The following is a 26,908-nucleotide window of genomic DNA, read 5'->3' as shown; positions in this document are numbered from 1 at the left end:
TGACCTTTTCTTTGGAACCGGTTCCATCTAGCGTAATAGTATTGATATGTTGCGATGGAGTCCGAAGATGGGCAGGAAAATTATGGTGGTCACCGCCGCGTACGGTGCGGAACAGGTGCGACAGGCGGGCGGTCAGCGGGCAATGCTTCCCGTTATTGCGGGTGCGGGCGCCGACGGCGTGGAGATCCGCCGGGAGCTGTTCAACAGCGAAGAGCTGCTGGCGCTGTCCGCGCTGGGAGAATCCATTGAGCTGCTGGGCCTGCTGGCGTGCTACTCAGCGCCCGCCGCCCTGTTTATGCCCGACGGCACCCTCAACCCGGACCTGCCCCGCTATCTCTCCGAGGCCAGCACCCTGAACGCCCTGTGGCTGAAGGTTTCTCTGGGCCATTTCCGCGACGCGCAGCCTCTCGACGCCCTGCGTACCCTGCTGAACGCAAGCGGCATGGCGCTGGTCGTGGAGAACGATCAGACCGACTGCGGACAGCTTGCGCCGATGCAGTGCTTCCAGGCCGTCAGCCGCGAAATGGCGCTCCCCGTCACGCTGACCTTCGACATGGGCAACTGGCTGTGGGTGGGCGACTCCCCCGAAGAAGCCGCACGTCACCTGGCCCCTGCGGTGAGCTATATCCACGTTAAGGGCGCCGTGCCGCATAAAGATAACTTCCGCGCCGTGGCGCCGGACCGTGCCGATGCCCGCTGGCTTGATCTGCTCGACCAGCTGCCTGCCGATGCCCCGCGCGGTATCGAGTTCCCGCTGGAAGGGGCGGATCTCACCGCCGTGACCCGCCATTACGTCAACCTGCTGCGCGAGGAGTAAACCATGCACAAGACGCTGGATGTCATCACGATTGGCGAAGCCATGGCGATGTTTGTCGCCACCGAAACGGGCGAGCTGAGCGCGGTAGAGCACTTTATCAAACGCGTGGCGGGCGCAGAGCTGAACGTCGCGACCGGACTGGCGCGGCTCGGCCTGAACGTGGGCTGGGTCAGCCGCGTGGGGGACGACAGCTTTGGCCATTTCGTTCTCGATTCGCTGAAAAAAGAGGGGATTGATGCCGCGGGCGTCACCCTTGATGGACGCTTCCCTACCGGCTTTCAGCTTAAATCCAAAGTCGAAAATGGAACCGATCCCATCGTGGAGTATTTCCGCAAAGGATCGGCCGCCAGCCGCCTCTCGGTAGAGGACTATCACGCCGACTATTTCGCCTCTGCACGCCACCTGCACCTGAGCGGCGTGGCGGCGGCGCTCTCAGCCAGCTCGTACGACCTGCTGGATCATGCGGCAACGACAATGAAGTCGCAGGGTAAAACGATCTCTTTCGATCCGAATTTGCGCCCGGTGCTGTGGAAGAGCGAAACGGAAATGGTCGAGAAGCTCAACCGCCTGGCGTTCAGGGCGGACTGGGTTCTGCCGGGCCTGAAAGAAGGAACGATCCTGACCGGCGAAAGCACGCCGGAAGGTATTGCCGATTTTTACCTGAATAAAGGGGTTAAAGCGGTAGTGCTGAAGACCGGTGCCGACGGCGCGTGGTTTAAAACGGCCGACGGCCAACAAGGGGCGGTCGCGGCGGTGCAGGTTGAGAACGTGGTCGACACCGTCGGCGCGGGCGATGGCTTTGCCGTGGGCGTCATTAGCGCCCTGCTGGAAGGCAAAACGCTGCCGCAGGCCGTCGCGCGCGGGAACAAGATTGGCTCGCTGGCCATTCAGGTGCAGGGCGACAGCGAAGGATTACCCACACGAGCAGAGCTTAACGAATAAACATTCCCCTCACCCCGGCCCTCTCCCCAGGGGGGAGAGGGTTAGGGTGAGGGGGGCATAAACCGCACTCAACAAATCAAGCCACCGTGTACCCTACAGACAACGGCGGTAATAACCTCAACAACAGAGGCAAGCCTATGAACAGTTCGACCAATGCAGTAAAACGCTGGTGGTACATCATGCCAATCGTGTTTATCACGTACAGCCTGGCGTACCTCGATCGTGCCAACTTCAGCTTCGCGTCCGCGGCGGGGATCACCGAAGACCTCGGGATCACTAAGGGCGTCTCATCCCTGCTGGGCGCCCTCTTCTTCCTGGGCTACTTCTTCTTCCAGATCCCCGGCGCGATTTACGCGGAACGCCGCAGCGTGCGTAAGCTGATCTTCGTCTGCCTGATCCTGTGGGGCGCCTGCGCGTCGCTGACCGGCGTGGTGAACAATATTCCTGCCCTGGCCGCCATTCGCTTTATCCTCGGCGTCGTTGAGGCGGCGGTCATGCCGGCGATGCTGATCTACATCAGCAACTGGTTTACCAAATCTGAACGCTCGCGCGCGAATACCTTCCTGATCCTCGGTAATCCGGTCACGGTGCTGTGGATGTCGGTGGTATCGGGCTATCTGATCCAGTCCTTCGGCTGGCGCGAAATGTTTATCATCGAAGGGGTGCCGGCAGTGATCTGGGCATTCTGCTGGTGGGTGCTGGTAAAAGATAAGCCTGCCCAGGCGAAATGGCTTTCCGAAGATGAAAAAGCGGCGCTGCAGGCGCAGTTGGACAAAGAACAGCAGGGTCTGAAGGCGGTACGTAACTACGGTGAAGCCTTCCGCTCGCGTAACGTAATCCTGCTCTGCGCGCAGTATTTTACCTGGAGCATTGGCGTGTACGGCTTTGTGCTGTGGCTGCCGTCGATTATCCGCAGCGGCGGCGAGAACCTGGGCATGGTCGAAGTTGGCTGGCTCTCTTCAGTACCTTACCTGGCCGCGACCATCGCCATGATTGTCGCCTCGTGGGCGTCGGATAAGCTGCAAAACCGCAAGCTGTTCGTCTGGCCGCTGCTGCTGATCGCAGCCTTTGCGTTCATTGGCTCCTGGGCCGTAGGTGCGAACCATTTCTGGGCCTCTTATACCCTGCTGGTCATTGCCGGTGCGGCCATGTACGCCCCGTACGGACCGTTCTTTGCCATCATCCCGGAAATGCTGCCGCGTAACGTGGCGGGCGGCGCGATGGCGCTGATTAACAGCATGGGCGCGCTGGGTTCGTTCTGCGGCTCCTGGTTCGTGGGTTACCTGAACGGTGCCACCGGCAGTCCGTCCGCATCGTACATCTTTATGGGGGTGGCGCTTTTCGCCTCGGTATGGCTTACTCTGATTGTTAAGCCTGCTAATAATCAACAGCACCCAGTCGGCGCACGCCACGCCTGAATCCTTAAAAATCAACGGAGATTAGCATGAAGCCGTCCGTCATTTTGTATAAAGCCCTGCCGGAAGATCTGCAGAAACGCCTGGAAGAACACTTCACCGTCACGCAGGTGAAGGACCTGCGCCCGGAGACCGTGGCGCAGCACGCCGACGCGTTCGCCAGCGCCGAAGGCCTGCTGGGTTCAAGCGAGAAAGTGGATATCGCCCTGCTGGAGAAAATGCCGAAGCTTCGTGCGACCTCCACCGTTTCCGTGGGCTACGACAACTTCGACGTGGAGGCCCTGAACGCCCGCAGGATCCTGCTGATGCATACGCCGCATGCCCTGACGGAAACCGTGGCCGACACGCTGATGGCGCTGGTGCTCACCACGGCCCGTCGCGTGGTGGAAGTTGCCGAGCGCGTCAAAGCGGGCGAATGGACAAAAAGCATTGGCCCGGACTGGTTCGGCGTGGACGTTCACGGCAAAACGCTGGGGATTGTGGGCATGGGGCGTATCGGGCTGGCGCTGGCACAGCGCGCGCATTTTGGCTTCAACATGCCGATACTGTACAACGCGCGCCGCCATCACGATGAAGCCGAAGAACGCTTCAACGCGCGCTACTGCGAGCTGGATACCCTGCTGCAGGAAGCCGATTTTGTCTGCCTGATCCTGCCGTTAACGGACGAAACGCGTCACCTGATCGGCAAAACCGCGTTTGAAAAAATGAAGAAATCCGCCATTTTCATCAACGCGGGTCGTGGCCCGGTGGTGGACGAGCAGGCGCTGATTGAAGCGCTGCAAAACGGTGAGATCCATGCCGCAGGTCTGGACGTGTTTGAGCAGGAGCCGCTGCCGGTGGATTCGCCACTGCTGATCATGCCAAACGTCGTTGCCCTGCCCCACATCGGCTCTGCCACGCACGAGACGCGCTACAACATGGCGGCGACGGCGGTAGACAACCTTATAGCCGCGCTGGGTGGAAAGGTGGATAAGAACTGCGTGAACCCGCAGGTCCAGCAGTAGAAACGAAAAAACCCGCCAGAAGGCGGGTTTTTGAATTTTGTGCTACTGGGTTGGAAGCTTACAGGCTTACAACGTTACCAGCTGCTGGGCCTTTAGCGCCGCTTTCGATGGTGAAGGACACTTTCTGACCTTCGTCCAGAGATTTGTAGCCATCGTTCTGGATAGCAGAGAAGTGTACGAACACGTCTTTTGAGCCATCGTCAGGAGTGATGAAGCCGAAACCTTTATCAGCGTTGAACCATTTTACCAGACCAGTCATTTTAGCAGACATAGAATTACCTTAATTAACAAATATATTGTGCCTTCCGGCTTGATGGATTGCGTTACAGATTTTTAAGCGATGAAGGAAGGGTCACTACGAAGGGTATCTATGGATAACAATCTGGACTGCTTAACTAAACTGCTTTAGGTCTGTGTAACAAACCGACGGGGATAGTTATACCGATGTGGTAGTGTAATGACAAGCGTTATTTTCAATATGAATAAAAAACCCCGCCGGAAGCGGGGTTTTCGTTTTATTCTGTGGCCGCGACTGCGGCGCTCCAGGCCTGGCTGAAGGCCTGATGCTGGGAGGCCAGCGGCCCAATCAGCGTATTGTACTGGCTTGCCTGCTGCGAGGTCGGGAACTGAATGCCGTTGGCAACAAAGCTCACCTGCGTATTCTGCTGGGCGATAAAGTCGCCCACCTGAACCAGCTGCTGCGTGAAGATTTGCGCGGCCGGGATCAGCGGTTGCAGCGCTTCAGAAGGCTTAGTCACCACTTTCTCATACACTTTGTCGAAGACCGGCTTGAGATCGTCACCCTGCTTCAGGGCAGAACGTGACGCGTCAGCCTGCATTTTCGCATTCTGTAGCTGCTGGCTCAGCACGCCAAGCGCACCGTTAGACTGGCGAAGCGGTTCACGCTGCGTCACATAATCCTGCGGAACGCGGATGGCGTTGACGCTATCTACGACCGGGCGGATACCGGAATCCATCGCCTGGCTCACCTGCTGTGAATACCCATAAAGAATGGCGTAATCGGACACGAAGGGACCAAACTGTTTTTTCTGATCCGCAGTCAGCGTCGGTAACCGCTCGCCGCTGCGCATCACTGTATTCTGCAGAAAATCGATAAACGCTTTGCGCTGATCGCCTTCTTTATCAAAACACCCACTCAGGCTAACAACCATCAACAACGCCGCAATAGGCGCAAACCAGCGAGAGCAGGACTTTCCTGTCGCCATTTTATTACTCCTTTCACCCAAAAAAGCGCACACCGGCACACGCGTGCCCGACGGCTTACAAGGATAGTCCAGGTCAGCCTTGCAAGATACTTTTTTCATGCAAAACGGCTATTGCCGATTTATTTCTTACCATTTACAAAAAAATACCTGACGAAGCCGACGTATGACTAATCAGGGAATTAGCATAACTGTCCATATTGCTGAATCGGGTAAAGCGATCGTTACCGCACGATTAATCACACCCGTGACGATCCTGGGTTAATATTAGGGGCTATTCTTAATTGGCTCTCTGATGTTCTTGATCACGATGTGAGATTTAAGAGGAGTCCTCAATGGAATATAAAGATCCTGAGTTTGAGCTGCTGAGCAGCCTGGAACAGATCGTTTTTAAAGATGTACCGCAGACGATTACCCTGCAGCAAAAATCCAATCCCTTTACAGAATACGAGCAATTGCGCAAAGGGACAGGGCTGAAGACCGAAGAATTCGCCAGAGCGATGGGTGTCAGCGTGGCGATGGTCCAGGAGTGGGAGTCAAAACGAGAGAAACCCACCCCAACCGAGCTAAAGCTGATGAGCCTGATTCAGGCTAACCCTGCACTCAGCAAACAGATAGCGTAGTAACGTTTGAACGCCCCCGCCTTTGCGGGGGCTTGTGTTTACAGGCTTTCGCAATGCCAGCCCGCCTCTTCCCACACCAGCTCATGCGTTAACGTTAAGCCTCTTAAAAAAGCCTCATCGTGTGATACTACCAGCAGTGCGCCGGGAAAATCGGCCAGCGCCGCTTCAATGGCCTCGACCGAGGCCAGATCCAGATGGTTAGTGGGTTCGTCCAGCAGCATAAAATCCGCGTTAGCCGTAAACGCCCCGCTCAGGCGTTCTGCTAAATCCCAGAAGCCATCAAGCGTTTCCAGATCGTCAGGCTGATACCCTCCGCTGTCGATACGCGCTCGCGCCGCGAAGATGGCTTCGTACCCGAGCAGCTCAGCGAGCGTCGTATCCGGCAAAATGTTCTGCTGCTGCGCCACATAGACCTGCGTTCCGATACGTTCGATATGCCCGCCTGCCGGTTCATCAAGCCCCGCCAGCAGGCGCAGCAGACGCGTTTTCCCGCTGCCGTTGCGGCCAACCAGCGCGCACAGGGCGGGTTCCAGTGAAAGATTCAGCGGACCAAAGAGGGTATCGCCCGTCGGAAACTGACAGGTGACCTGATGCAGAATAAAAGAAGGGGACTGCGCAAAATGAGCCATAAGCACTCCTGAATGAAATCAAAACATCCCCTGCCGACGCGGTGGCGTTTAGCAAGGATCGAAATTCATCAGTCGTGTTTGTTCATTTTTGGGGGGCACTCCAGCGCGAGAACGTTAACGGGAGTAAGGATAACGGTAATGTGTTGAAGGTTTTAAGGTTAAATTTTGGGCGATTTAAACTCCCTCTCTCTTTGGGAGAGGGCTGGGGTGAGGGGGAACATACGGCTCTGGTGGTCATTCCGTTCACTTTATGTTCCTTGCTACTCTGTAACGACAATACCCGTGAACGTGCCAGCGATTTACAGCCGGACCATAGCGTCGCTGTAAGACCTCTGCCCGCAGTATGCTTTTCATTGCGGTAATTTTGCGAGCCTCTTTCCAGAAATGGTAATATCCTCAGTGGCATAGCTCAAATCTGTTGCCGCCTGTTTTGATGAGCAGTAAGTTCTCTTCGCACCTGCAAAATCAGGTGTCGGGTTTAGCATCCTGGCTTATCTTATCGGCGGCACATTATGTGCAGCATGCTTTGCTACATCTCAATGGTGGGCTGAGCAGGGGCATCGAAAGATGCGCCGGTATCCGATAAGGCCGGTAATGCTAACTCTGTTCAGTCCACCACCAGCGAAGTTAGCATTTCCGGTGGTGGAAGCTTTATCACTTATCGGAGGCTGCCAATATGGCTACTACCCCAACCCAAGCTCATTCTTTATTCACCCTGCCCTTCAACCACGCCACCGATTTCACCCAACTGGCGGATAACTGCGAACGCTTTACCGATGCGCTGATTGAGTGCGAAGAGCCCATCCAGAAAATGGCGCTCTACGGCCGACTCTCCGCCTGTCTGGCGCTTCTGCAACCGACGCTGCTGGACGCTATTCCAGAACATTTAAAAGCCAGCCTGACCGTGGAAGAACTCCCGTCACGCGTTCCGGCTTTCGAACCCGAATGCGATCAGCTGGGGCGCTACTGTCAGGAGATTACGCAATTGCTGATGAACGGCTCACTGCCGCGACAGTCTGAAATCGTGATGGAAGATTTGCTGTGTGAACTGGTCAGCTACTTTACCGATACGCTGAAGGCACCGCGCTGGCTGCAGACAGACGAAGGCACAATCGCGATCGGCTAAACCTGCCGGATGACGCCGCGCTTATCCGACCTACAAAAGACCCATAAAAAAACCCGCCGAAGCGGGTTTTTAGCATTTGTAACAACGGGCACATTACTGCAGCAGCGAAATATCCGCCACGCGCAGGAACAGCTCGCGCAGTTTCTCAAGCATAGAGAGACGGTTAATACGCAGCTCTTTGTCTTCTACGTTCACCATCACTTTCTCGAAGAACGCATCAATCACGTCACGCAGTTCCGCCAGCTCCACCAGCGCTTCCTGGTAGCGGCCTTCCGCGAAGTACGGCTCGAGCTTGTCGCGCAGCACCACAACCTGCATCGCCAGGGCGATCTCTTCCGGCTCTTTCAGCGTCGCGGCGTTCACGCGCTCGTTCAGCGTCTCGTCGGATTTCGCCAGAATGTTGGAGACACGCTTGTTGGCTGCGGCCAGAGCAGATGCCGCTTCCAGCGTGCGGAAGTGGGACACCGCCTTCATACGTGCATCGAAATCAGCCGGACGGGTCGGACGACGCGCCAGCACCGCCTGAATGGTGTCAACGGTGTAACCTTCGTCCTGATACCACGCGCGGAAACGACCGAGCATAAAGTCGATCACGTCATCCACAACCTTCGCGTTGGTCAGCTTGTCGCCGTACAGACGCACCGCTTCTTCGGTCAGGGTCTGCAGATCGAGGTTCAGGTTCTTCTCAACGATGATACGCAGCACGCCCAGCGCGGCACGACGCAGCGCAAACGGATCTTTGTCGCCTTTCGGATGCTGGCCGATACCGAAGATACCCGCCAGGGTGTCCATCTTATCGGCAATGGCGACAGCGCAGGCAACCGGGTTGGACGGCAGTTCGTCACCCGCAAAGCGCGGCTGATACTGCTCGTTCAGGGCAACCGCCACGTCTTCCGCTTCGCCATCGTGACGCGCGTAGTGCATGCCCATCACGCCCTGGGTGTCGGTAAACTCGAACACCATGTTGGTCATCAGGTCGCATTTTGACAGCAGGCCCGCACGGGTCGCGTGGTTGACGTCGGCACCGATTTCGCGGGCAATCCAGCCGGACAGCTCCGCAATGCGGTCGGTCTTGTCGCGCAGCGTACCCAGCTGCTGCTGGAACAGCACGGTTTGCAGGCGCGGCAGGTTATCTTCCAGACGCTTTTTACGGTCGGTATTGAAGAAGAACTCGGCATCCGCCAGACGCGGACGCACCACTTTCTCGTTACCGGAGATAATCTGGATCGGATCTTTCGATTCGATGTTTGCCACGAAGATAAAGTTTGGCAGCAGCTTGCCGTCGTTGGCATAGACCGGGAAGTACTTTTGGTCACCCTTCATGGTGTAGACCAGCGCTTCTGCCGGAACGGCCAGGAACTTCTCTTCGAACTTCGCGGTCAGCACTACCGGCCATTCCACCAGCGAGGTCACTTCTTCCAGCAGGCTGTCGCTAAGATCGGCGTTACCGCCAATCTTGCGCGCCGCTTCTTCGGCGTCCGCTTTGATTTTCGCTTTACGCTGTTCGTAGTCGGCAATGACCTTGCCGCGCTCCAGCAGGATCTGCGGATACTGGTCGGCATTGTCGATGGTGAACTCTGGCTCGCCCATAAAGCGATGGCCGCGGATCACGCGATCGGACGCGACGCCCAGAATGGTCGCCGGGATAACGGTGTCGCCCAGCAGCAGGGTCACGGTGTGAACCGGACGCACGAAGTGGACGTCGGACGCGCCCCAGCGCATCAGCTTAGGAATTGGCAGCTTCGCCAGCGACGTGGCAATCATGTCCGGCAGCAGCGCTTCTGCGCTTTCGCCTTTCACATGGGCACGATAGAGCAGCCATTCGCCTTTGTCGGTGGTCAGACGCTCGGCCTGATCGACGGTGATGCCGCAGCCGCGCGCCCAGCCTTCCGCCGCTTTGCTCGGCTTGCCTTCCGCGTCGAACGCCTGGGCAATCGCCGGGCCACGTTTTTCGACTTCGCGATCCGGCTGAGACGCCGCCAGATTTGCCACTTTCAGCGCCAGACGGCGCGGCGCGGCAAACCACTCAATTTTACCGTGCGCCAGGCCAGCGTTATCCAGCTCGGCGGTCACGTTCGCAGCGAAAGATTCAGCCAGGCTGCGCAGGGCTTTTGGTGGCAGCTCTTCGGTGCCGATTTCCACCAGGAAAGTTTTCTCAGACATGGCCGCCTCTTATTTGTTTCGGTTGCACATCGGGAAGCCAAGGGCTTCACGGGACGCGTAGTAAGCTTCTGCAACGGCTTTGGTCAGGGTACGAATACGCAGAATGTAGCGCTGACGTTCAGTCACGGAGATGGCTTTGCGGGCGTCCAGCAGGTTGAAGCTGTGGGCGGCCTTCAGAATACGCTCGTAGGCAGGCAGCGGCAGCGGAGTCTCCAGCGCCAGCAGCTGCTGCGCTTCTTTCTCGTACTGCTCGAAGCAGGTGAACAGGAAGTCCACGTCCGCGTATTCGAAGTTATAGGTGGATTGCTCCACTTCGTTCTGATGGAACACGTCGCCGTAGGTGGTTTTACCCAGCGGGCCGTCGCTCCAGACCAGGTCGTAAACGCTGTCTACGCCCTGAATGTACATCGCCAGACGTTCCAGACCGTAGGTGATTTCACCGGTGATCGGCTTACATTCCAGACCACCCACCTGCTGGAAGTAAGTGAACTGGGTCACTTCCATACCGTTCAGCCACACTTCCCAACCCAGACCCCAGGCACCCAGCGTTGGGTTTTCCCAGTTATCTTCCACGAAACGGATGTCGTGGATGGTGGGATCCATACCCAGCTCTTTCAGCGACCCGAGGTACAGTTCCTGAATGTTGTCGGGTGATGGCTTAATCACCACCTGGAACTGATAGTAATGCTGCAGACGGTTCGGGTTTTCACCGTAACGACCATCGGTCGGACGACGTGAAGGCTGCACATACGCGGTCGCCATTGGCTCAGGCCCCAACGCGCGCAGGCTGGTCATCGGGTGTGAAGTGCCGGCGCCGACTTCCATGTCCAAAGGTTGAACAATGGTACAGCCCTGACGAGCCCAGTAATCCTGTAAGGTCAGGATCAGGCCCTGGAAGGTCTTGGTATCAAACTTTTGCATAGTATTTCGTGCTGGATACGTGTGGTTTTAAATGGAAGGGACCAGTATACCCGCTGGCTGCAAGATATACAGTACGAAACGGGGTTGTTTAGGGAAAATTGGGAAATAAGCCTTCCGGCCAGAACGCTGACGGCGTCTGGCTGCTGATTATACGAGCAGGCTAGCGCATGGAGAGGTGTAAAAACTGACCGTCCGCATCAAACGAGCAGACAAAGGCCTCTTTGCGCGACGTATGGCCCCGCAGCTCATAGCTTCCCTGAAAACGCTCAAATCCGGTGACGTCAATTTTCTGCACGTCCGAATTATAGCGGCGAGCAGCGCGATCTTTACAAAGCTCTTCCATGTTCAGCGAACGTTCCGGGCTCATTTTACCCTGCTGCGCTTTTTGCACAGGTGCTTCTTGCGGCGCACTGCATCCCGCCAGGATTAACAGCAGAAAGAGTGACGCCACACGCTTCATCATCATTTTTATTACCGTCCTGGTCAGCGGCTGTTATTTTTAGTATCAACGCTTTTATAGATTATGGTCCGGCATTCTGCGAATCTCGCGGTCTCCCGACAAGCCTGCAGAATAAAACTCAGAGTTTTCCAGGCGAAGACTTTTGGACAATGGCAGTCACACTCAATTTACAGGGAAAACGAGGAACTGATGCAGTCAAAAATTAACTGGATTGATAACCTGCGAGGAATAGCGTGTCTGATGGTGGTCATGATCCACACGACGACCTGGTACGTCACGAATGCCCACAGCGTCAGCCCCGTTAACTGGGATATCGCCAATATTCTCAACGCTGCGTCGCGCGTCAGCGTGCCGCTGTTCTTTATGATTTCCGGCTTTCTCTTTTTTGGCGAGCGCAGCGCGCAGCCGAGGCACTTTATCCGCATCGCGGCCTGCCTGGGGTTTTACAGCGCCATTGCCTTGATTTACATCACCCTGTTCACCTCCATTAACGCCGGGCTATCGCTCAAATACGTGCTGCAAAAACCGGTGTTCTACCACCTGTGGTTCTTCTTCGCCATTATCGTTATCTACCTGGTTTCTCCCCTTATTCAGGTGAAAAACGTCAGCGGGAAAATGCTGCTGGCCCTGATGGTGGTGATAGGCATTATCGCCAACCCGAATACGGTCTCACAGAAAATCGACGGATTTGAGTGGTTGCCGATCAATCTCTATATCAACGGCGACACCTTCTACTACGTGCTTTACGGCATGCTGGGGCGCGCCATCGGGATGATGGACACGCAAAAACGCGGTCTGAACTGGCTCTGCGGAGCGCTGTTTATCGCTGGCGTGGCGGTGATTTCACGCGGGACGCTGCATGAACTGCAGTGGCGCGGCAATTTTGCCGATACCTGGTACCTGTATTGTGGACCGATGGTCTTTATCTGTGCCGTCTCGCTGCTTACGCTCGTTAAAAACACGCTCAACGCGCGGCCACTCCCTTTACTGAGCGTGATTTCGCGGCACTCGCTCGGAATTTATGGTTTTCACGCGCTGGTGATCCACGCCCTGCGCACCCGAGGCGTTGAGCTAAAGAGCTGGCCGGTGCTGGATATTGTCTGGATTTTTGCCGCCACGCTGGCGATCAGCCTGCTGCTGTCGATGCTGCTGCAAAAAATAGATACTCGCCGCTTCGTCAGCTAACGGTTCGCTGGCGGGCGCGATGGTACTGGCGTGGGGAGGAAAACCCTGCCGCCAGCGAAGCCTGTTCCACGCCGCGCCCCTGCAATAGCCACTGCTCCGCCACCGCCAGGCGCAGCTGTTCCAGATAGTCGCGAACGCTAATGCCTAAATGTGACTGAAACAGCCGGGTGAGATGGCGCGGGCTAACGTGCGCCAGGGCGGCAACGTCAGGTACGCTCCACGCTTTTTGCGGCTCGGCGGTGAGCGCGTCCTGCGCCCGATGGATCGCCGGGTGAAGATGGTTGCGATAGCGTAGCCACGGCGAAAGCTGGGGATCGTCACCGGAACGGCGGAACCACACCACCATCTCACGCGCCACGGCCAGGGCCTTTTCGGGGCCGCACAGGCGGTTAATCATGTGCAGCGCCAGATCGATGCCCGAGGTGATCCCCGCGCTGGTCCAGATGTTCTCATCCTGCACAAAGATACGGTTTTCTTTGATCGTCGCCGTGGGGGACGCGGTGCGTAAACGGCTGATAACGTCATGGTGGGTTGTGCACTGTCGGTTGTTCAGCAGGCCCGATTTCGCCGCCAGCAGCGCGCCTGAACAGACGCACATCACCGTGATGTCCTGGCGCTGGATCTGCGGCTGCAGGCGCATCAGCCAGTGCTGGATCAGCTGCGCCTGCGGCGTGGAAAACTGAGTACGGGAGTCGCTCACGCCGGGTAATACCAGCAGGCTACCTGCCGGGAGACGCTCCGGCAGCGGCTGGATGCCGCTCATCGTCAGGCCTATAGACGTTGGAACGTCCGGTTGCGGCCCAATGTAGTGCAGACGAAACGCGTCGCCCGCCAGCACAAAGGTTTCTGCCGGGCCGGTCATGTCTAATGACAGCACCCCGGGCAACATCACGAACCAGACGTCGATGCGCATTACAGTGACTCCAGCGTCTCCGCTACCGTTTTAATTTCGGCAAAACGCCCGGCCAGGACCGTTTCGGTACGATGGCGAATTTCCGCAGCGCTAAGGGTAATGCCCTTGTAGGTCATGGGAAACGTCAGCGTTGCCTCACTCACAAAGGTCACAGCATACCCCAGATCGGATGCCACCCGAGCGGTGGTTTCACAGCATTGTTCCGTGCGGATGCCGCAGATAATCACGTTGTTGATATCACGCTCGCGCAGCCAGCGGTCAAGCCCGGTATCCGTGAAGGCATTATGGACGTGTTTCTGGAAAACCACATCCGGCTGATGACGCAAAAAGGCCATCGGTTTGACATAGCCGCTTTGCAGCGTGAAGGGGCCGTCTTCGTCGACATGAAAAATATCCACGACCGGAATACCGTGCGCCTGGCAGCCTTCAATCAGCCCCTGCATCGCCTGCTGAAAGTCGGGAATATCGCCTTCCTGCCAGTAATTTCGATGGTGAAATGACTGCTGGGTATCGATGTTGATTAACGCAGTACGTGACATGATAAATTTCCTCGCCAGTGGGTGTGACACCATACTGGCAAGGAAAGGAAGGCACGCACAGACCAAAAAAGGACATCCTCGTGCCTCTGTCGGACAATCGAATTTACGACATCAGCGGCAGCAGCTGCTGGTAGATTTTACGGAACACGTCGCGCCTTTCCGCGTACCGCGCATGGCTCGCCGCATCAGGCAAGTGCGCCTGTTCAAGCGGGAGCTGTGGCAACAGCGTTGAAAGCGGTTTTTCGGGGTTCATGGCGATTTGCGCCAGCCGCGCGGCGCCCAGCGCGGGCCCGACATCCCCTCCGGTGCGGAAATCCAGCTGCAAACCGCTGATGTCGGCCAGCATCTGTCGCCAGTAAGGGCTTCGCGCGCCGCCGCCAATCAGGGTGACGCTCGTGGGCTTCAGGCCGCAGTCGTGCACTACGTCCATTCCGTCAGCCAGCGCATAGCCTACGCCTTCAAGAACCGCACGCGCCAGTTCTGCCGGGCCATGCTGATGGGTTAAGCCAAAGAACACCCCTTTCGCTTCCGGGTTGTTGTGCGGCGTTCGTTCGCCGGAAAGATACGGTAAAAACCAGACCGTTCCCGCAGCGTCATCCGCCTGCTGCGCCGCAGAGATGAGCGACGGCACGTCGGCCATGCCGGTGAGTTTTGCCGCCCAGTCCAGGCAGGACGCCGCGCTGAGCATCACCGACATCAAATGCCATTTCCCCGGAAGGGCATGGCAGAAACTGTGCACAGCGCTTTCGGGATTGCTGCGATACCCGTCGCTGACGGCAAAATAGACGCCAGACGTTCCCAGCGACAGCATCGCCTGCCCCGCCTCAACCATGCCGACGCCGACAGCTCCCGCCGCATTATCGCCGCCCCCGGCCACCACCGGTACGGCAGGCATGTTCCAGCGTTCAGCAACGGCTGGCAGCAGCGTGCCTGTCACCTCACTACCTTCGAACAGCGCGGGCATATGTCCGCGGGTCAGATGGCAGGCATCCAGCATCGCCTCGCTCCAGTCGCGTTTCGCCACGTCGAGCCACATCGTGCCGGCGGCATCGGACATGTCGGAGGCAAAATCGCCCGTCATGCGAAAGCGCAGATAATCTTTCGGCAGCAGGACTTTCGCCACCTGACGGAAAATCTCCGGCTCGTGTCGCTGCACCCACAGAAGTTTGGGCGCGGTAAAGCCGGGCATCATCAGGTTGCCGGTAATCTCACGCGACGTGGGTACACGCGTCTCAAGAAGCGCGCACTCTTCCGCACAGCGGCCATCGTTCCAGAGTATCGCTGGACGCAACACGCGATGCTGGCTATCCAGCAGCGTAGCGCCGTGCATTTGTCCGGCAATGCCCAGCGCCTTCACGTTACGAAGGCTATGTTTCTCACCTAAGGCTTTGATTGCGCGATCCGTCGCCTGCCACCACTGCTCCGGATCCTGTTCCGACCACAGCGGATGCGGACGTGAAACCTGCAGCGTTTCCGTCTGCGTGGCTAACACGTCGCCCTGCTCGCTTAACAGGATGGCTTTCACACCCGATGTGCCAAGATCGATCCCGATGTACATATAGTGGATTCCTTAACTGAAAATGCCCGGTGGCGCTGCGCTTACCGGGCCTACGTGGTGTTATTTATCGAACAGGTAGTGATTGACCAGATTTTCCAGCAGCTCCTGGTGCCCGCTCTGGTGCTGCGGTGCCAGCTGATGTTGTTCAGCGTACTTCGCGATGTCCGCAAGCGATAACTGGCCTTTCAAAATTTGCTGGCCCAGCTCACTGTTCCAGCCGCTGTAGCGCTTCGCCACGCGTTTATCGAGCTCGCCGTCTTCAATCATGCGAGCCGCCACCTTCAGCGCCAGCGCCATGGTGTCCATTGCGCCAATGTGGCCGTAGAACAGATCGTATTTGTCGGTGCTCTGACGACGCACCTTGGCGTCAAAGTTCAGGCCGCCGGTGGTGAAACCGCCCGCCTTGATGATTTCATACATCACCAGCGCATTCTCTTCCACGCTGTTCGGGAACTGGTCTGTATCCCAGCCCAGCTGCGCATCGCCTCGGTTCGCATCCACAGAGCCGAAAATGCCCAGCGCAATCGCAGACGCAATCTCGTGATGGAATGAGTGGCCCGCCAGCGTGGCGTGGTTTGCTTCAATGTTAACTTTAATCTCTTTTTCCAGACCGAACTGCTTCAGGAAGCCATACACCGTCGCCACGTCGTAGTCATACTGGTGCTTCGTCGGTTCCTGCGGTTTCGGCTCAATCAGCAGCGTGCCGCGGAAGCCGATTTTATGCTTGTGGTCGACAACCATCTGCATAAAGCGGCCAATCTGCTCGCGCTCCTGACGCAGGTCGGTGTTCAGGAGGGTTTCATAACCTTCACGGCCGCCCCACAGGACATAGTTTTCGCCGCCCAGCTGATGCGTGGCGTTCATGGCCGTCACCACCTGCGTAGCCGCCCAGCTAAATACCTCTGGGTCAGGGTTAGTTGCTGCACCCGCGCCGTAGCGAGGATTGGTGAAGCAGTTTGCCGTACCCCAGAGCAGCTTCACGCCGCTTTGCTGCTGTTTCGCCGCCAGCACGTCTACCATCTGCGCGAAGTTGTTCAGGTACTCTTTCAGCGACGCGCCTTCCGGCGACACGTCCACGTCATGGAAGCAGTAGTACGGCACGTTCAGCTTGTGGAAGAACTCAAATGCCACATCGGCTTTGCGCTTTGCCAGCTCGATAGCCTCGCCCGGCTGCTGCCATGGGCGGTCAAAGGAACCCACGCCGAACATATCGGCACCGTTCCAGCAGAAGGTATGCCAGTAACAGGCGGCAAAGCGCAGATGATCTTCCATGCGCTTACCCAGCACCAGCTCATCCGGGTTGTAGTGACGAAAAGCTAAAGGATTGGCCGTTTTTGGGCCTTCGTAACGAACACGATCGAGTTGGTCGAAATAAGCTTGCATATTGAGCTCCATAATCAGGGTATGCGGCGAGTCGTTGATACAGGAGTAATAGTGAATAGACATTTTGGGTTGCTCAATTACGTTATTTCACACTGCTATTGAGAGAATGCATAACTGTGCGCTGGCTCGCAAAATAATGCGCAAACGAACTATTTTTCGGCGCATATTCCAGAATCAAATGTAATTAAGACGTTACGTTTTTTAAAATCCGATCGCGGTCATAAATTCAGAAATAAACCAAATATCGTAATGAGAAGATAAAAATCTGTAATTGCCAGCCCGCCTTTCCGCGTTAAAAATTTGCTGCGTCTCAGCAGTGAATGTTTCTTTTATCTCAGCAACACATCCCCCTACAAAAAGGCAGAATAATTATGAAGATAAAGAACCTGACCCTAACGCTCTGCACTACTCTCCTCCTTGCAAGCTTTGCAGGACAGGCCAAAGAGGTCAAAATTGGCATGGCCATTGATGACCTGCGCCTGGAGCGCTGGCAAAAAGATCGCGATATTTTTGTGAAGAAAGCAGAATCCCTCGGCGCCAGCGTGTTTGTACAGTCGGCTAACGGCAACGAAGAAACGCAAATGTCGCAGATCGAGAATATGATTAACCGTGGCGTTGATGTGCTGGTTATTATCCCCTATAACGGCCAGGTATTAAGTAACGTGGTGAAAGAAGCCAGGCAGGAAGGCATAAAAGTGCTGGCCTATGACCGCATGATTAATAATGCGGATATTGATTATTATATTTCGTTCGACAATGAAAAAGTGGGCGAATTACAGGCGCAAAGCCTGATCGACAAAGTGCCTCAGGGGAATTATTTCCTGATGGGTGGTTCGCCGGTGGATAACAACGCCAAACTGTTCCGCGAAGGACAAATGAAAGTCCTTAAGCCGTACATTGATAACGGGAAAATTAAGGTGGTCGGCGATCAATGGGCCGACGGCTGGCTGCCAGAAAACGCGCTGAAGATTATGGAAAACGCGCTAACGGCCAATAACAACAAAATTGATGCGGTCGTGGCCTCCAACGATGCCACCGCAGGCGGCGCCATTCAGGCGCTGAGCGCCCAGGGTCTGGCGGGGAAAGTCGCTATCTCAGGGCAGGACGCCGATCTGGCCGGGGTAAAACGTATTATCGCAGGCACCCAGACCATGACGGTCTACAAACCGATTACCCAGCTTGCCAATACGGCGGCAGAAATTGCCGTGGAGCTGGGTAATGGCAAGCAACCTAAAGCAGATGCGACCCTGAATAACGGGCTTAAAGACGTTCCGGCCCGTCTGCTCACGCCAATAGAAGTCAATAAAGAGAACATTGACGCCACCGTCATCAAAGATGGTTTCCACAAGAAGAGCGAACTGTAATCCGGCGCGGCCCCTGCTCTGCGGGGGCGCATCACGTTGTGCTGTTCTTCCCTCGGGTTATGTGGAGCGGTTATGCCTTATTTACTTGAAATGAAAAGCATCACCAAACGCTTCGGCGCGGTGAAAGCCGTCGACAACGTCAGCCTCCGGTTGAACCCCGGCGAAGTGGTTTCGCTGTGCGGTGAGAACGGTTCGGGCAAGTCAACGCTGATGAAAGTGCTGTGCGGGATCTACCCGCACGGGAGCTACGAAGGCGAAATCGTCTTTGCCGGTGAAGTTATCCAGGCGACACACATCCGCGATACCGAACGTAAAGGCATCGCCATCATCCACCAGGAGCTGGCGCTGGTGAAGCATCTCACCGTGCTGGAGAACATTTTCCTCGGAGCCGAAATTTCCCGCCACGGCGTGCTGGACTACGACACCATGACGCTGCGCTGTGAAAAGCTGCTGGCGCAGGTGAGCCTCCACATTTCACCCAATACGCGCGTGGGGGACCTGGGGCTGGGGCAGCAGCAGCTGGTCGAAATCGCTAAGGCGCTCAATAAACAGGTCAGGCTGCTGATCCTTGATGAGCCCACGGCCTCGCTCACCGAACAGGAAACCGCGGTTCTGCTCAATATCATTCGCGATCTGCAAAACCACGGTATCGCCTGCATCTACATTTCGCACAAGCTGAACGAGGTGAAAGCCATTTCGGACACCATCTGCGTGATCCGCGACGGGCAACACATCGGCACGCGTGAAGCCGCAGGGATGAGTGAAGATGACATCATCACCATGATGGTGGGCCGCGAGCTGACGGCGCTCTACCCGAGTGAACCTCACGCAACGGGCGATGAAGTCCTGCGCGTGGAAAACCTGACCGCGTGGCACCCCGTTAACCGCCACATCAAGCGCGTGAATAACATCTCATTTTCCCTTCACAGCGGCGAAATTCTCGGTATTGCCGGGTTAGTCGGCGCAGGGCGCACGGAGGCCGTGCAGTGTCTGTTTGGCGTGTGGCCGGGGCGCTGGGAGGGCACGATATTTATCGACGGCCAGCCGGTGAAAATTGACAACTGCCAGCAGGCGATTGCCCACGGCATTGCTATGGTGCCGGAAGATCGCAAAAAAGACGGCATCGTACCCGTCATGGCGGTAGGGAAAAACATTACGCTTGCGGCACTCGATCGGTTCTCGGGCACGCTGAGCAGCCTGGACGATGCCGCAGAGCAGCAGTGTATTCTTCAGTCGCTGGCCCGGCTGAAGGTCAAAACCTCTTCACCGGAACTGGCGATTGGCCGCCTGAGCGGCGGCAACCAGCAGAAGGCGATTCTGGCGCGCTGCCTGCTTCTCAACCCACGCATTTTAATCCTTGATGAGCCGACGCGTGGAATCGATATCGGTGCCAAATATGAAATCTACAAACTGATTAATCAGCTTGTTCAGCAAGGGATTGCCGTCATTGTCATTTCGTCTGAGTTACCCGAAGTGCTCGGCCTGAGCGACCGCGTGCTGGTCATGCACGAGGGGAAACTGAAAGCCAACCTGATTAACCAGAACCTGACGCAGGAGCAGGTGATGGAAGCCGCTTTAAGGAGCGAACGTCATGTCGAAAAGCAATCCGTCTGATATCAAAGTCGCCGTCCCGACGCCCGGTGCGTTCGCGGGGCTCAAAGCGCTAAACCTGCAGGTTTTTGTCATGATCGCGGCAATTATCGTCATCATGCTGTTCTTTACCTGGATGACCGATGGCTCATACCTGAGCGCGCGTAACGTCTCCAACCTGCTTCGCCAGACCGCTATCACCGGCATTCTGGCCGTGGGCATGGTGTTCGTGATTATCTCCGCGGAGATTGACCTGTCGGTCGGTTCGATGATGGGGCTTCTCGGCGGCGTGGCGGCCATTTTTGACGTCTGGCTCGGCTGGCCGCTGCCGCTGACCGTGGCGGTCACGCTGGTATTGGGGCTGGTACTGGGCGCCTGGAACGGCTGGTGGGTTGCCTACCGTAAGGTGCCATCGTTTATTGTCACCCTGGCGGGAATGCTGGCCTTCCGCGGGATCTTAATCGGCATCACTAACGGCACCACCGTCTCACCGACCAGTGCGGCCATGTCGCAAATTGGTCAGAGCTACCTCCCGGATGGCGTGGGTTTTACTCTCGGCGTGGTGGGGTTGCTGGCGTTTGTCGCATGGCAGTGGCGGGGACGCGTCCGTCGTCAGGCGCTGGGGCTGGCTTCCCCTGCGTCAACGTCGGTGGTGGGGCGTCAGGCGCTCACGGCGGTCATTGTGCTGGGCGCCATCTGGCTCCTGAATGACTATCGCGGCGTCCCGACACCGGTCCTGCTGCTGGCACTGTTACTGTTGGGCGGCATGTTTATGGCGACGCGCACCGCGTTTGGTCGCCGCATTTATGCCATTGGCGGCAACCTTGAGGCTGCCCGCCTCTCGGGTATTAACGTCGAGCGTACCAAGCTGGCGGTCTTCGCCATTAACGGCCTGATGGTCGCTATCGCCGGGTTGATCCTCAGCTCGCGTCTGGGGGCCGGATCTCCCTCCGCCGGTAACATCGCCGAGCTGGATGCGATCGCCGCCTGCGTCATTGGCGGCACCAGCCTCGCAGGCGGTATCGGTAGCGTCGCGGGCGCGGTGATGGGGGCATTTATCATGGCGTCGTTGGATAACGGAATGAGTATGATGGACGTCCCGACGTTTTGGCAGTATATCGTCAAGGGGGCCATTCTTTTACTGGCAGTCTGGATGGACTCGGCCACCAAGCGACGGGCCTGATAACGGTATTATGACTTAATTGGGAAGTGAGCCATGTTTGAAAAGCGTCACCGCATTACGTTGTTATTCAATGCCAACAAAGCCTACGACCGTCAGGTGGTAGAAGGCGTTGGCGAATATTTGCAGGCGTCGCAATCTGAGTGGGATATCTTTATTGAAGAGGATTTCCGCACTCGTCTCGAGAACATCAAAGACTGGCTGGGGGATGGCGTCATCGCCGACTACGACGATCCCGTCATTGAGCAGCTGCTGACCGACGTCGACGTTCCGATCGTGGGCGTCGGCGGCTCCTACCATTCCCCCGAACACTATCCGCCGGTTCACTATATTGCCACCGATAACCATGCCCTGGTCGAGGCCGCCTTTCTCCATCTAAAAGAGAAAGGCGTTCACCGCTTCGCGTTCTATGGTTTACCCGCCACCAGCGGCAAGCGCTGGGCCGTTGAGCGTGAACACGCGTTTTGCCAGCTGGTCGCGCAGGAGAAGTATCGCGGCGTGGTGTACCAGGGGCTGGAGACGGCTCCGGAAAACTGGCAGCACGCGCAAAACCGCCTCGCTGACTGGCTGCAAACGCTGCCGCCGCAAACCGGGATTATTGCCGTGACGGACGCACGCGCGCGCCACGTGCTGCAGGTCTGCGAACATTTACACATTCCGGTGCCGGAAAAGCTGTGCGTGATTGGCATTGATAACGAAGAGCTTACCCGCTATCTCTCCCGCGTGGCGCTCTCCTCCGTTGCGCAGGGCACGCGTCAGATGGGGTATCAGGCGGCGAAGCTGCTGCATCGTCTGCTGGATAAAGAATCTCTGCCGCTTCAGCGCCTGCTCGTGCCGCCTGTCCGCGTCGTAGAACGCCGCTCAACCGATTATCGCTCCTTAAGCGATCCGGCCGTCATTCAGGCCATGCACTATATTCGCAACCACGCCTGCAAAGGGATAAAGGTCGATCAGGTGCTGGATTCGGTGGGCATTTCGCGTTCGAATCTGGAGAAGCGTTTTAAAGAAGAGGTGGGCGAAACCATCCATGCCGTCATCCATGCGGAGAAGCTGGAGAAAGCCCGCAGCCTGCTCATTTCCACATCGCTGTCGATCAATGAAATCTCGCAGATGTGCGGTTACCCGTCGCTGCAATATTTCTACTCGGTGTTCCGCAAAGAGTATGACACCACGCCAAAAGAGTACCGGGATCGCCACAGCGAGGTGCTGATTTAGAAAAGAAAACGCCTTCAAATAAGAAGGCGTTTTTTGAGATTACATGTGTGCGGCGATTAAGCGCTGGTTATCCTGGTACATGGCGAACAGGTAGTTGTTATAGCTCTGCCCCTTCGTCGAATAACCTTTCAGCTTGTGGATCATCGTGGTGGCCGTCACTTCCTGATCCGCTTTACGCAGCTGAGCGCGTGATTTACGGAACGATGAGTAGGCCGGATGCGTATTCAAATTCACCACGTAGGCGCTCACGGAATCCTTCACGGATTCAAACTGCGAATAGCCTTTCACCTTGCCTGGCGCATTGTTACAACGCCCTTTCACGCATTTCATGCCGAAAAGGTTGTTGTTGCTGCGTGCCAGCTTTGACGTACCCCAGCCGCTTTCGGCTGCCGCCATGGTCGCAACCATGCTATTCGGGATGATATCGACACGCTCAAGGAGAGCATTCCACGGCACACGACGGGTGTTACCGTTCCAGCTCAGCTTATAGCGCTTGGTGATATCTTTCAGACGCGCGCGTTCAGACGGCGACCAGCGGCTATCGTACTGTTTAGAAATCAGCCAGTTACGATCCGCAGTAATCGCGGCATTTTGACTCGTGATGTAAGGCATTACCGTCCGGAGAAACGCTTTTTTCCTTGGTGTCCCGGAAGGGTATTTTCGCAAATCAGGAAGTGAACTACTCTTTGCACTATTGCGAGAATACTCTTGTTTACTGCTAACCTTACTACTTGTCGTCTTTATTACGTGGGCTTTCTTACTCGTTGTATCCGTGTGCGTCTTCGCAAGCACCTCACCCGAAAATGCCGTGGTGAGTAACATGAGTATCGCAGCCCCATATCGTCGAATGGGAGTCGATATCATTAGGTCTCCTGGTCGGATGTAATCATCCTAACACCTTATTTTTTTCACAAATTTGAGAGCGGAATCTCAAATCATATCAAAAATAGACTTCAAGAGCACGTATAGAAATAGTCCAATTCCGAAACTATGTCACCTGAAACTTGCTCATAAAAAAAACAATTCTACAAAAACTGTGTTCACTATCGCAGATAACTGCCTAATTTTGCGCGAAATCACTCATCCTCACGCATCCTCCCGGCAGAAAGCGACAGGGGATGAGTTTTTGCCCAGCCTCAGATGGCACACTGGTCAAAAATACCGCGACAGGAACCAGGAATGAAACGCACCGCACTCGCCTTTCTGATGTTACCCGCACTGGCACATGCTGACTGGACATCGCCGGGGTTTAGCGCATTTCACGCTGAAGGCACCGGAATCTTCACCAGCCAGGCAAAGCTTGCGAAGGGTACGCGTCCTCTTACGCTGAGTTTTGACAAGACGTGCTGGCAGCCTACGGACGCGATAAAACTCAATGAGATGCTATCGCTCAAGCCCTGTGACGGCACACCGCCGCAGTGGCGCCTTTTCCGCGACGGTGAATACCAGATGCGGATTGATACCCGCTCCGGTACGCCCACACTACTCCTGACGATTCAAAGTGCCGCAGAACAGCCGGTTGCAAACGTCATCCGTCAGTGCCCGACGTGGGACGGTAAGCCGCTGACGCTCGACGTCAGCAGTACCTTCCCGGAAGGCTCCGTCGTGCGCGACTACTACAGTAAACAGACGGCGACGGTGCAGAATGGAAAAATTACCCTGCAGCCAGCCGCCAACAGTAACGGCCTGCTGCTGCTTGAGCGCGCCGAAACCGACAAGCCCGCGCCGTTTAGCTGGCAAAACGCCACCGTCTATTTTGTGCTGACCGACCGTTACGTAAATGGCGATCCGGGCAACGACAACAGCTACGGACGCCATAAAGACGGTATGCAGGAGATCGGGACGTTCCACGGCGGCGACCTCAAGGGACTCGCCAGCAAGCTCGATTATTTACAGCAGTTGGGGGTCAACGCGCTCTGGATAAGCTCCCCGCTTGAGCAAATCCACGGCTGGGTAGGCGGCGGCACCAAAGGGGATTTCCCTCACTACGCCTATCACGGCTACTACACCCAGGACTGGACGAAGCTCGACGCCAATATGGGGACGGAGGATGACCTGCGCCAGCTTGTCGATGAAGCGCACAGGCGTGGGATCCGCATCCTGTTCGATATCGTCATGAACCACACGGGCTACGCGACGCTTGCGGACATGCAGGAATATCAGTTTGGTTCCCTGTACCTGCAGGGTGATGAGCTGAAAAAGACGCTGGGGGAACGCTGGACCGACTGGAAGCCGGGCGCGGGCCAAAGCTGGCACAGCTTTAATGACTACATTAACTTCAGCGACAAAGCCGCATGGGAAAAATGGTGGGGCAAAAAATGGATCCGTACCGACATCGGTGATTACGACAACCCCGGCTTTGACGATTTGACGATGTCGCTGGCGTTCCTGCCCGACCTGAAAACGGAATCCACCGTCCCTTCCGGGTTACCCAATTTCTATCAACACAAACCCGATACCCACGCGAAAGCTATTCCGGGCTATACCCCGCGCGATTATCTGACCCATTGGCTCAGCCAGTGGGTACGTGACTACGGCATCGACGGCTTTCGGGTCGATACCGCGAAACACGTTGAGCTTGCGGCCTGGCAACAGCTGAAAGACCAGGCGAGCCAGGCCCTGGCCGCCTGGAAAATGGCGAACCCGGACAAAAAACTCGACAACGCGCCTTTCTGGATGACCGGCGAATCCTGGGGCCACGGGGTGATGCGGAGCGATTATTACCGCCACGGTTTTGACGCGATGATTAACTTTGACTATCAGGAGCAGGCGGCAAAAGCGGTGGATTGCCTGGCCGATATGGATCTCACCTGGCAGCAGATGGCGGAGAAGCTGCAAAGCTTCAACGTGCTGAGCTACCTCTCGTCACACGATACGCGCCTGTTCCGTGAAGGGGGCCAGCGCGCGGCGGAGCTGCTCCTGCTGGCACCGGGCAGCGTGCAAATCTATTACGGGGATGAGTCCGGGCGCCCGTTCGGGCCGACTGGCTCCGACCCGCTGCAGGGCACCCGTTCGGATATGAACTGGCAGGACGTCACGGGCAAGCAGGCCTTAACCGTCACCCACTGGCAAACGCTGGGTCAGTTCCGCGCCCGCCATCCGGCGATAGGTGAAGGCAAGCAAACCACGCTGTCGCTGAAAGAGGGGTATGGCTTTGTGCGCGAGCACAAGGACGATAAGGTGATGGTGGTATGGGCAGGTAATCAATAACGGCACACTCCAGTTCCCTCTCCCTATGGGAGAGGGTTAGGGTGAGGGAAATCAACCAGAACTATTCACTACATAAATCCACTCCCGCCAGATAAAACAACAAATCCGACCACATCACCCGATTTGCACCAGCACGGTGCTAGCGTTATGGTTACCCACTTTCAAAATAAGCTCGACAGATCACCTGCTATGACGTTTTCACTTTTCGGCGACAAATTCACCCGCCATTCAGGCATTACTCGCCTGATGGAGGACCTCAACGACGGGCTGCGCACACCGGGCGCAATCATGCTCGGCGGCGGAAACCCGGCTCAAATCCCGGAGATGAATACCTATTTCCAGACGCTGCTCGCTCAGATGCTGGAAAGCGGCAAAGCAACCGACGCGCTTTGCAATTACGACGGCCCGCAGGGTAAAACCGAGCTGCTGGCACTCCTCGCCGACATGCTGCGTGACGAGCTCGGCTGGGATATCGAACCACAGAATATTGCACTAACAAACGGCAGCCAGAGCGCGTTTTTCTACTTGTTTAACCTGTTCGCTGGACGTCGCGCCGACGGCACGACCAAAAAGGTGCTGTTCCCGCTGGCTCCGGAGTATATCGGCTACGCCGATTCCGGCCTGGAAGAGGATCTGTTCGTCTCCGCGCGCCCAAACATAGAGCTGCTGCCGGAAGGCCAGTTCAAATATCACGTCGATTTTGAACACCTGCATATCGGTGAAGAGACGGGCATGATCTGCGTATCGCGCCCAACTAACCCAACGGGCAACGTCATTACCGATGACGAGCTGATGAAGCTGGATGCGCTGGCAAATCAGCACGGCATTCCGCTGGTGATCGATAACGCCTACGGCGTGCCGTTCCCGGGCATTATCTTCAGCGAAGCACGCCCGCTGTGGAACCCGAACATCGTCCTGTGCATGAGCCTCTCCAAGCTGGGCCTGCCGGGCAGCCGCTGCGGCATTATCATCGCCAACGAGAAAATCATCACCGCCATTACCAACATGAACGGCATTATCAGCCTTTCACCGGGCGGCATTGGCCCGGCGATGATGTGCGAAATGATTAAACGCAAGGACCTGCTGCGTCTGTCGAATGACGTGATCAAGCCTTTCTATTACCAGCGCGTTCAGGAGACGATTGCGACGCTTCGTCGCTATTTGCCGGAAGAACGCTGCCTGATCCACAAACCGGAAGGCGCGATTTTCCTCTGGCTGTGGTTTAAAGATTTACCTATCACCACCGAACTGCTCTACCAGCGCCTGAAAAAGCGCGGCGTACTGATGGTGCCGGGGGACTATTTCTTCCCGGGTCTGGACAAGCCGTGGCCGCATACGCACCAGTGCATGCGCATGAACTACGTGCCCGATCCGGAAAAAATCGAAGCGGGTGTCAAAATTTTGGCCGAAGAGATCGAAAAAGCCTGGCGCGAAAACGGTCAGTAAGC

23 protein-coding genes and 2 pseudogenes are annotated in these 26,908 nt (G+C 56.5%); 14 read left to right on the top strand and 11 right to left on the bottom strand.

Annotation, left to right across the window (positions count from 1 at the left end; genetic code table 11):
* The first annotated feature begins 67 nt into the window (after positions 1 to 67).
* The 4 genes from FY206_RS01010 (at position 68) to ghrB (ending at position 4,178) form a co-directional block, all read left to right on the top strand.
* Positions 68 to 817 carry a sugar phosphate isomerase/epimerase family protein gene (locus tag FY206_RS01010; protein WP_032644482.1) on the top strand — a complete coding sequence of 250 codons (750 nt, stop codon included), beginning with the start codon at positions 68 to 70 and terminating at the stop codon, positions 815 to 817.
* Positions 818 to 820: 3 nt separating this feature from the next.
* Positions 821 to 1,759 (top strand): sugar kinase, encoded by a 939-nt coding sequence (locus FY206_RS01005; protein WP_032644481.1) that lies wholly within the window; start codon positions 821 to 823, stop codon positions 1,757 to 1,759.
* A gap of 137 nt (positions 1,760 to 1,896) precedes the next feature.
* The gene (locus FY206_RS01000; protein ID WP_032644480.1) at positions 1,897 to 3,177 is read left to right on the top strand and encodes an MFS transporter; all 1,281 of its coding nucleotides are present in this window, start codon (positions 1,897 to 1,899) and stop codon (positions 3,175 to 3,177) included.
* Positions 3,178 to 3,203: 26 nt separating this feature from the next.
* A complete protein-coding gene (ghrB, locus tag FY206_RS00995; RefSeq protein WP_045890264.1) occupies positions 3,204 to 4,178 on the top strand; it encodes a glyoxylate/hydroxypyruvate reductase GhrB in 975 nt (324 codons plus the stop codon).
* 58 nt (positions 4,179 to 4,236) lie between these two features.
* Here ghrB and cspE read toward each other — a convergent pair whose 3' ends face one another.
* A complete protein-coding gene (gene cspE, locus FY206_RS00990) occupies positions 4,237 to 4,449 on the bottom strand; it encodes a transcription antiterminator/RNA stability regulator CspE (RefSeq protein WP_003860775.1) in 213 nt (70 codons plus the stop codon).
* 244 nt (positions 4,450 to 4,693) lie between these two features.
* Positions 4,694 to 5,404, bottom strand: a complete 711-nt coding sequence (locus FY206_RS00985; protein WP_032644478.1) for a DUF3053 domain-containing protein — start codon at positions 5,402 to 5,404, stop codon at positions 4,694 to 4,696.
* A 332-nt stretch (positions 5,405 to 5,736) separates the two neighbouring features.
* On the opposite strand from FY206_RS00985, the gene FY206_RS00980 reads away from it, so the two are divergent.
* On the top strand, positions 5,737 to 6,024 hold the full coding sequence (locus FY206_RS00980; RefSeq protein ID WP_032644477.1) for an HTH-type transcriptional regulator: 288 nt from the start codon (positions 5,737 to 5,739) through the stop codon (positions 6,022 to 6,024).
* 257 nt (positions 6,025 to 6,281) lie between these two features.
* On the opposite strand, the pseudogene FY206_RS00975 reads toward FY206_RS00980, so the two are convergent.
* Positions 6,282 to 6,653, bottom strand: a pseudogene (locus FY206_RS00975) (ATP-binding cassette domain-containing protein); the annotation flags it as partial.
* Between the two features lie 608 nt (positions 6,654 to 7,261).
* On the opposite strand from FY206_RS00975, the pseudogene FY206_RS25755 reads away from it, so the two are divergent.
* Positions 7,262 to 7,438: pseudogene (locus FY206_RS25755) on the top strand (hypothetical protein); the annotation flags it as partial.
* On the top strand, positions 7,369 to 7,779 hold the full coding sequence (locus FY206_RS00970) for a hypothetical protein (protein ID WP_284733920.1): 411 nt from the start codon (positions 7,369 to 7,371) through the stop codon (positions 7,777 to 7,779). The pseudogene FY206_RS25755 and the gene FY206_RS00970, both read left to right, overlap by 70 nt.
* 93 nt (positions 7,780 to 7,872) lie before the next feature.
* On the opposite strand, the gene glyS is transcribed toward FY206_RS00970, so the two are convergent.
* The 3 genes from glyS to FY206_RS00955 form a co-directional block, all read right to left on the bottom strand.
* Positions 7,873 to 9,942 carry a glycine--tRNA ligase subunit beta gene (glyS, locus tag FY206_RS00965; RefSeq protein WP_032644475.1) on the bottom strand — a complete coding sequence of 690 codons (2,070 nt, stop codon included), beginning with the start codon at positions 9,940 to 9,942 and terminating at the stop codon, positions 7,873 to 7,875.
* A gap of 9 nt (positions 9,943 to 9,951) precedes the next feature.
* On the bottom strand, positions 9,952 to 10,863 hold the full coding sequence (glyQ, locus tag FY206_RS00960) for a glycine--tRNA ligase subunit alpha (protein ID WP_003860141.1): 912 nt from the start codon (positions 10,861 to 10,863) through the stop codon (positions 9,952 to 9,954).
* A 160-nt stretch (positions 10,864 to 11,023) separates the two neighbouring features.
* Entirely contained in the window at positions 11,024 to 11,329 is a 306-nt protein-coding gene (locus FY206_RS00955) for a YsaB family lipoprotein (protein ID WP_032644474.1), read from the bottom strand.
* Between the two features lie 183 nt (positions 11,330 to 11,512).
* Here FY206_RS00955 and FY206_RS00950 point away from each other — a divergent pair, with 183 nt between their 5' ends.
* Positions 11,513 to 12,508, top strand: a complete 996-nt coding sequence (locus FY206_RS00950; RefSeq protein ID WP_032644473.1) for an acyltransferase — start codon at positions 11,513 to 11,515, stop codon at positions 12,506 to 12,508.
* Here the strand turns inward: FY206_RS00950 and FY206_RS00945 are convergent.
* The 4 genes from FY206_RS00945 to xylA all read right to left on the bottom strand — a co-directional run bounded on the left by FY206_RS00945 (position 12,501) and on the right by xylA (position 16,901).
* Positions 12,501 to 13,421 carry a GlxA family transcriptional regulator gene (locus FY206_RS00945; protein ID WP_032644472.1) on the bottom strand — a complete coding sequence of 307 codons (921 nt, stop codon included), beginning with the start codon at positions 13,419 to 13,421 and terminating at the stop codon, positions 12,501 to 12,503. The genes FY206_RS00950 and FY206_RS00945 overlap by 8 nt on opposite strands.
* Positions 13,421 to 13,960 carry an isochorismatase family protein gene (locus FY206_RS00940; protein WP_032644471.1) on the bottom strand — a complete coding sequence of 180 codons (540 nt, stop codon included), beginning with the start codon at positions 13,958 to 13,960 and terminating at the stop codon, positions 13,421 to 13,423. Before FY206_RS00940 ends, FY206_RS00945 begins: the two co-directional genes overlap by 1 nt.
* Positions 13,961 to 14,063: 103 nt before the next feature.
* Complete coding sequence (xylB, locus tag FY206_RS00935; protein ID WP_032644470.1) at positions 14,064 to 15,518, bottom strand: xylulokinase; 1,455 nt, start codon at positions 15,516 to 15,518, stop codon at positions 14,064 to 14,066.
* A gap of 60 nt (positions 15,519 to 15,578) precedes the next feature.
* Positions 15,579 to 16,901, bottom strand: coding sequence for a xylose isomerase (gene xylA, locus FY206_RS00930; RefSeq protein ID WP_086379673.1), 1,323 nt, complete (start codon positions 16,899 to 16,901; stop codon positions 15,579 to 15,581).
* A 371-nt stretch (positions 16,902 to 17,272) separates the two neighbouring features.
* Here xylA and xylF point away from each other — a divergent pair, with 371 nt between their 5' ends.
* The 4 genes from xylF to xylR all read left to right on the top strand — a co-directional run bounded on the left by xylF (position 17,273) and on the right by xylR (position 22,250).
* Positions 17,273 to 18,265: a D-xylose ABC transporter substrate-binding protein gene (gene xylF / locus FY206_RS00925; protein ID WP_077064271.1), complete on the top strand. Its 993-nt coding sequence runs from the start codon at positions 17,273 to 17,275 to the stop codon at positions 18,263 to 18,265.
* Between the two features lie 72 nt (positions 18,266 to 18,337).
* Entirely contained in the window at positions 18,338 to 19,879 is a 1,542-nt protein-coding gene (locus tag FY206_RS00920; protein ID WP_032644468.1) for a xylose ABC transporter ATP-binding protein, read from the top strand.
* Positions 19,857 to 21,038, top strand: a complete 1,182-nt coding sequence (gene xylH, locus FY206_RS00915) for a xylose ABC transporter permease XylH (protein ID WP_032644467.1) — start codon at positions 19,857 to 19,859, stop codon at positions 21,036 to 21,038. The genes FY206_RS00920 and xylH overlap by 23 nt, the downstream gene beginning before the upstream one ends.
* Before the next feature lie 33 nt (positions 21,039 to 21,071).
* Positions 21,072 to 22,250: a D-xylose utilization transcriptional activator XylR gene (gene xylR / locus FY206_RS00910; protein WP_021242460.1), complete on the top strand. Its 1,179-nt coding sequence runs from the start codon at positions 21,072 to 21,074 to the stop codon at positions 22,248 to 22,250.
* Between the two features lie 39 nt (positions 22,251 to 22,289).
* Here xylR and FY206_RS00905 read toward each other — a convergent pair whose 3' ends face one another.
* Entirely contained in the window at positions 22,290 to 23,114 is an 825-nt protein-coding gene (locus FY206_RS00905; protein WP_032644466.1) for a protein bax, read from the bottom strand.
* 315 nt (positions 23,115 to 23,429) lie between these two features.
* Here FY206_RS00905 and FY206_RS00900 point away from each other — a divergent pair, with 315 nt between their 5' ends.
* Together FY206_RS00900 and avtA are read left to right on the top strand one after the other, a co-directional pair.
* Positions 23,430 to 25,460, top strand: a complete 2,031-nt coding sequence (locus FY206_RS00900) for an alpha-amylase (RefSeq protein ID WP_032644465.1) — start codon at positions 23,430 to 23,432, stop codon at positions 25,458 to 25,460.
* Positions 25,461 to 25,649: 189 nt separating this feature from the next.
* Positions 25,650 to 26,906, top strand: coding sequence for a valine--pyruvate transaminase (gene avtA, locus FY206_RS00895; protein WP_032644464.1), 1,257 nt, complete (start codon positions 25,650 to 25,652; stop codon positions 26,904 to 26,906).
* The last annotated feature ends 2 nt before the right edge of the window (positions 26,907 to 26,908 follow it).

The organism is Enterobacter chengduensis (assembly GCF_001984825.2).
In the GTDB taxonomy this organism is placed as follows: Bacteria; Pseudomonadota; Gammaproteobacteria; order Enterobacterales; family Enterobacteriaceae; genus Enterobacter; species Enterobacter chengduensis.
This window is presented reverse-complemented; position numbering and strand designations above follow the sequence as displayed.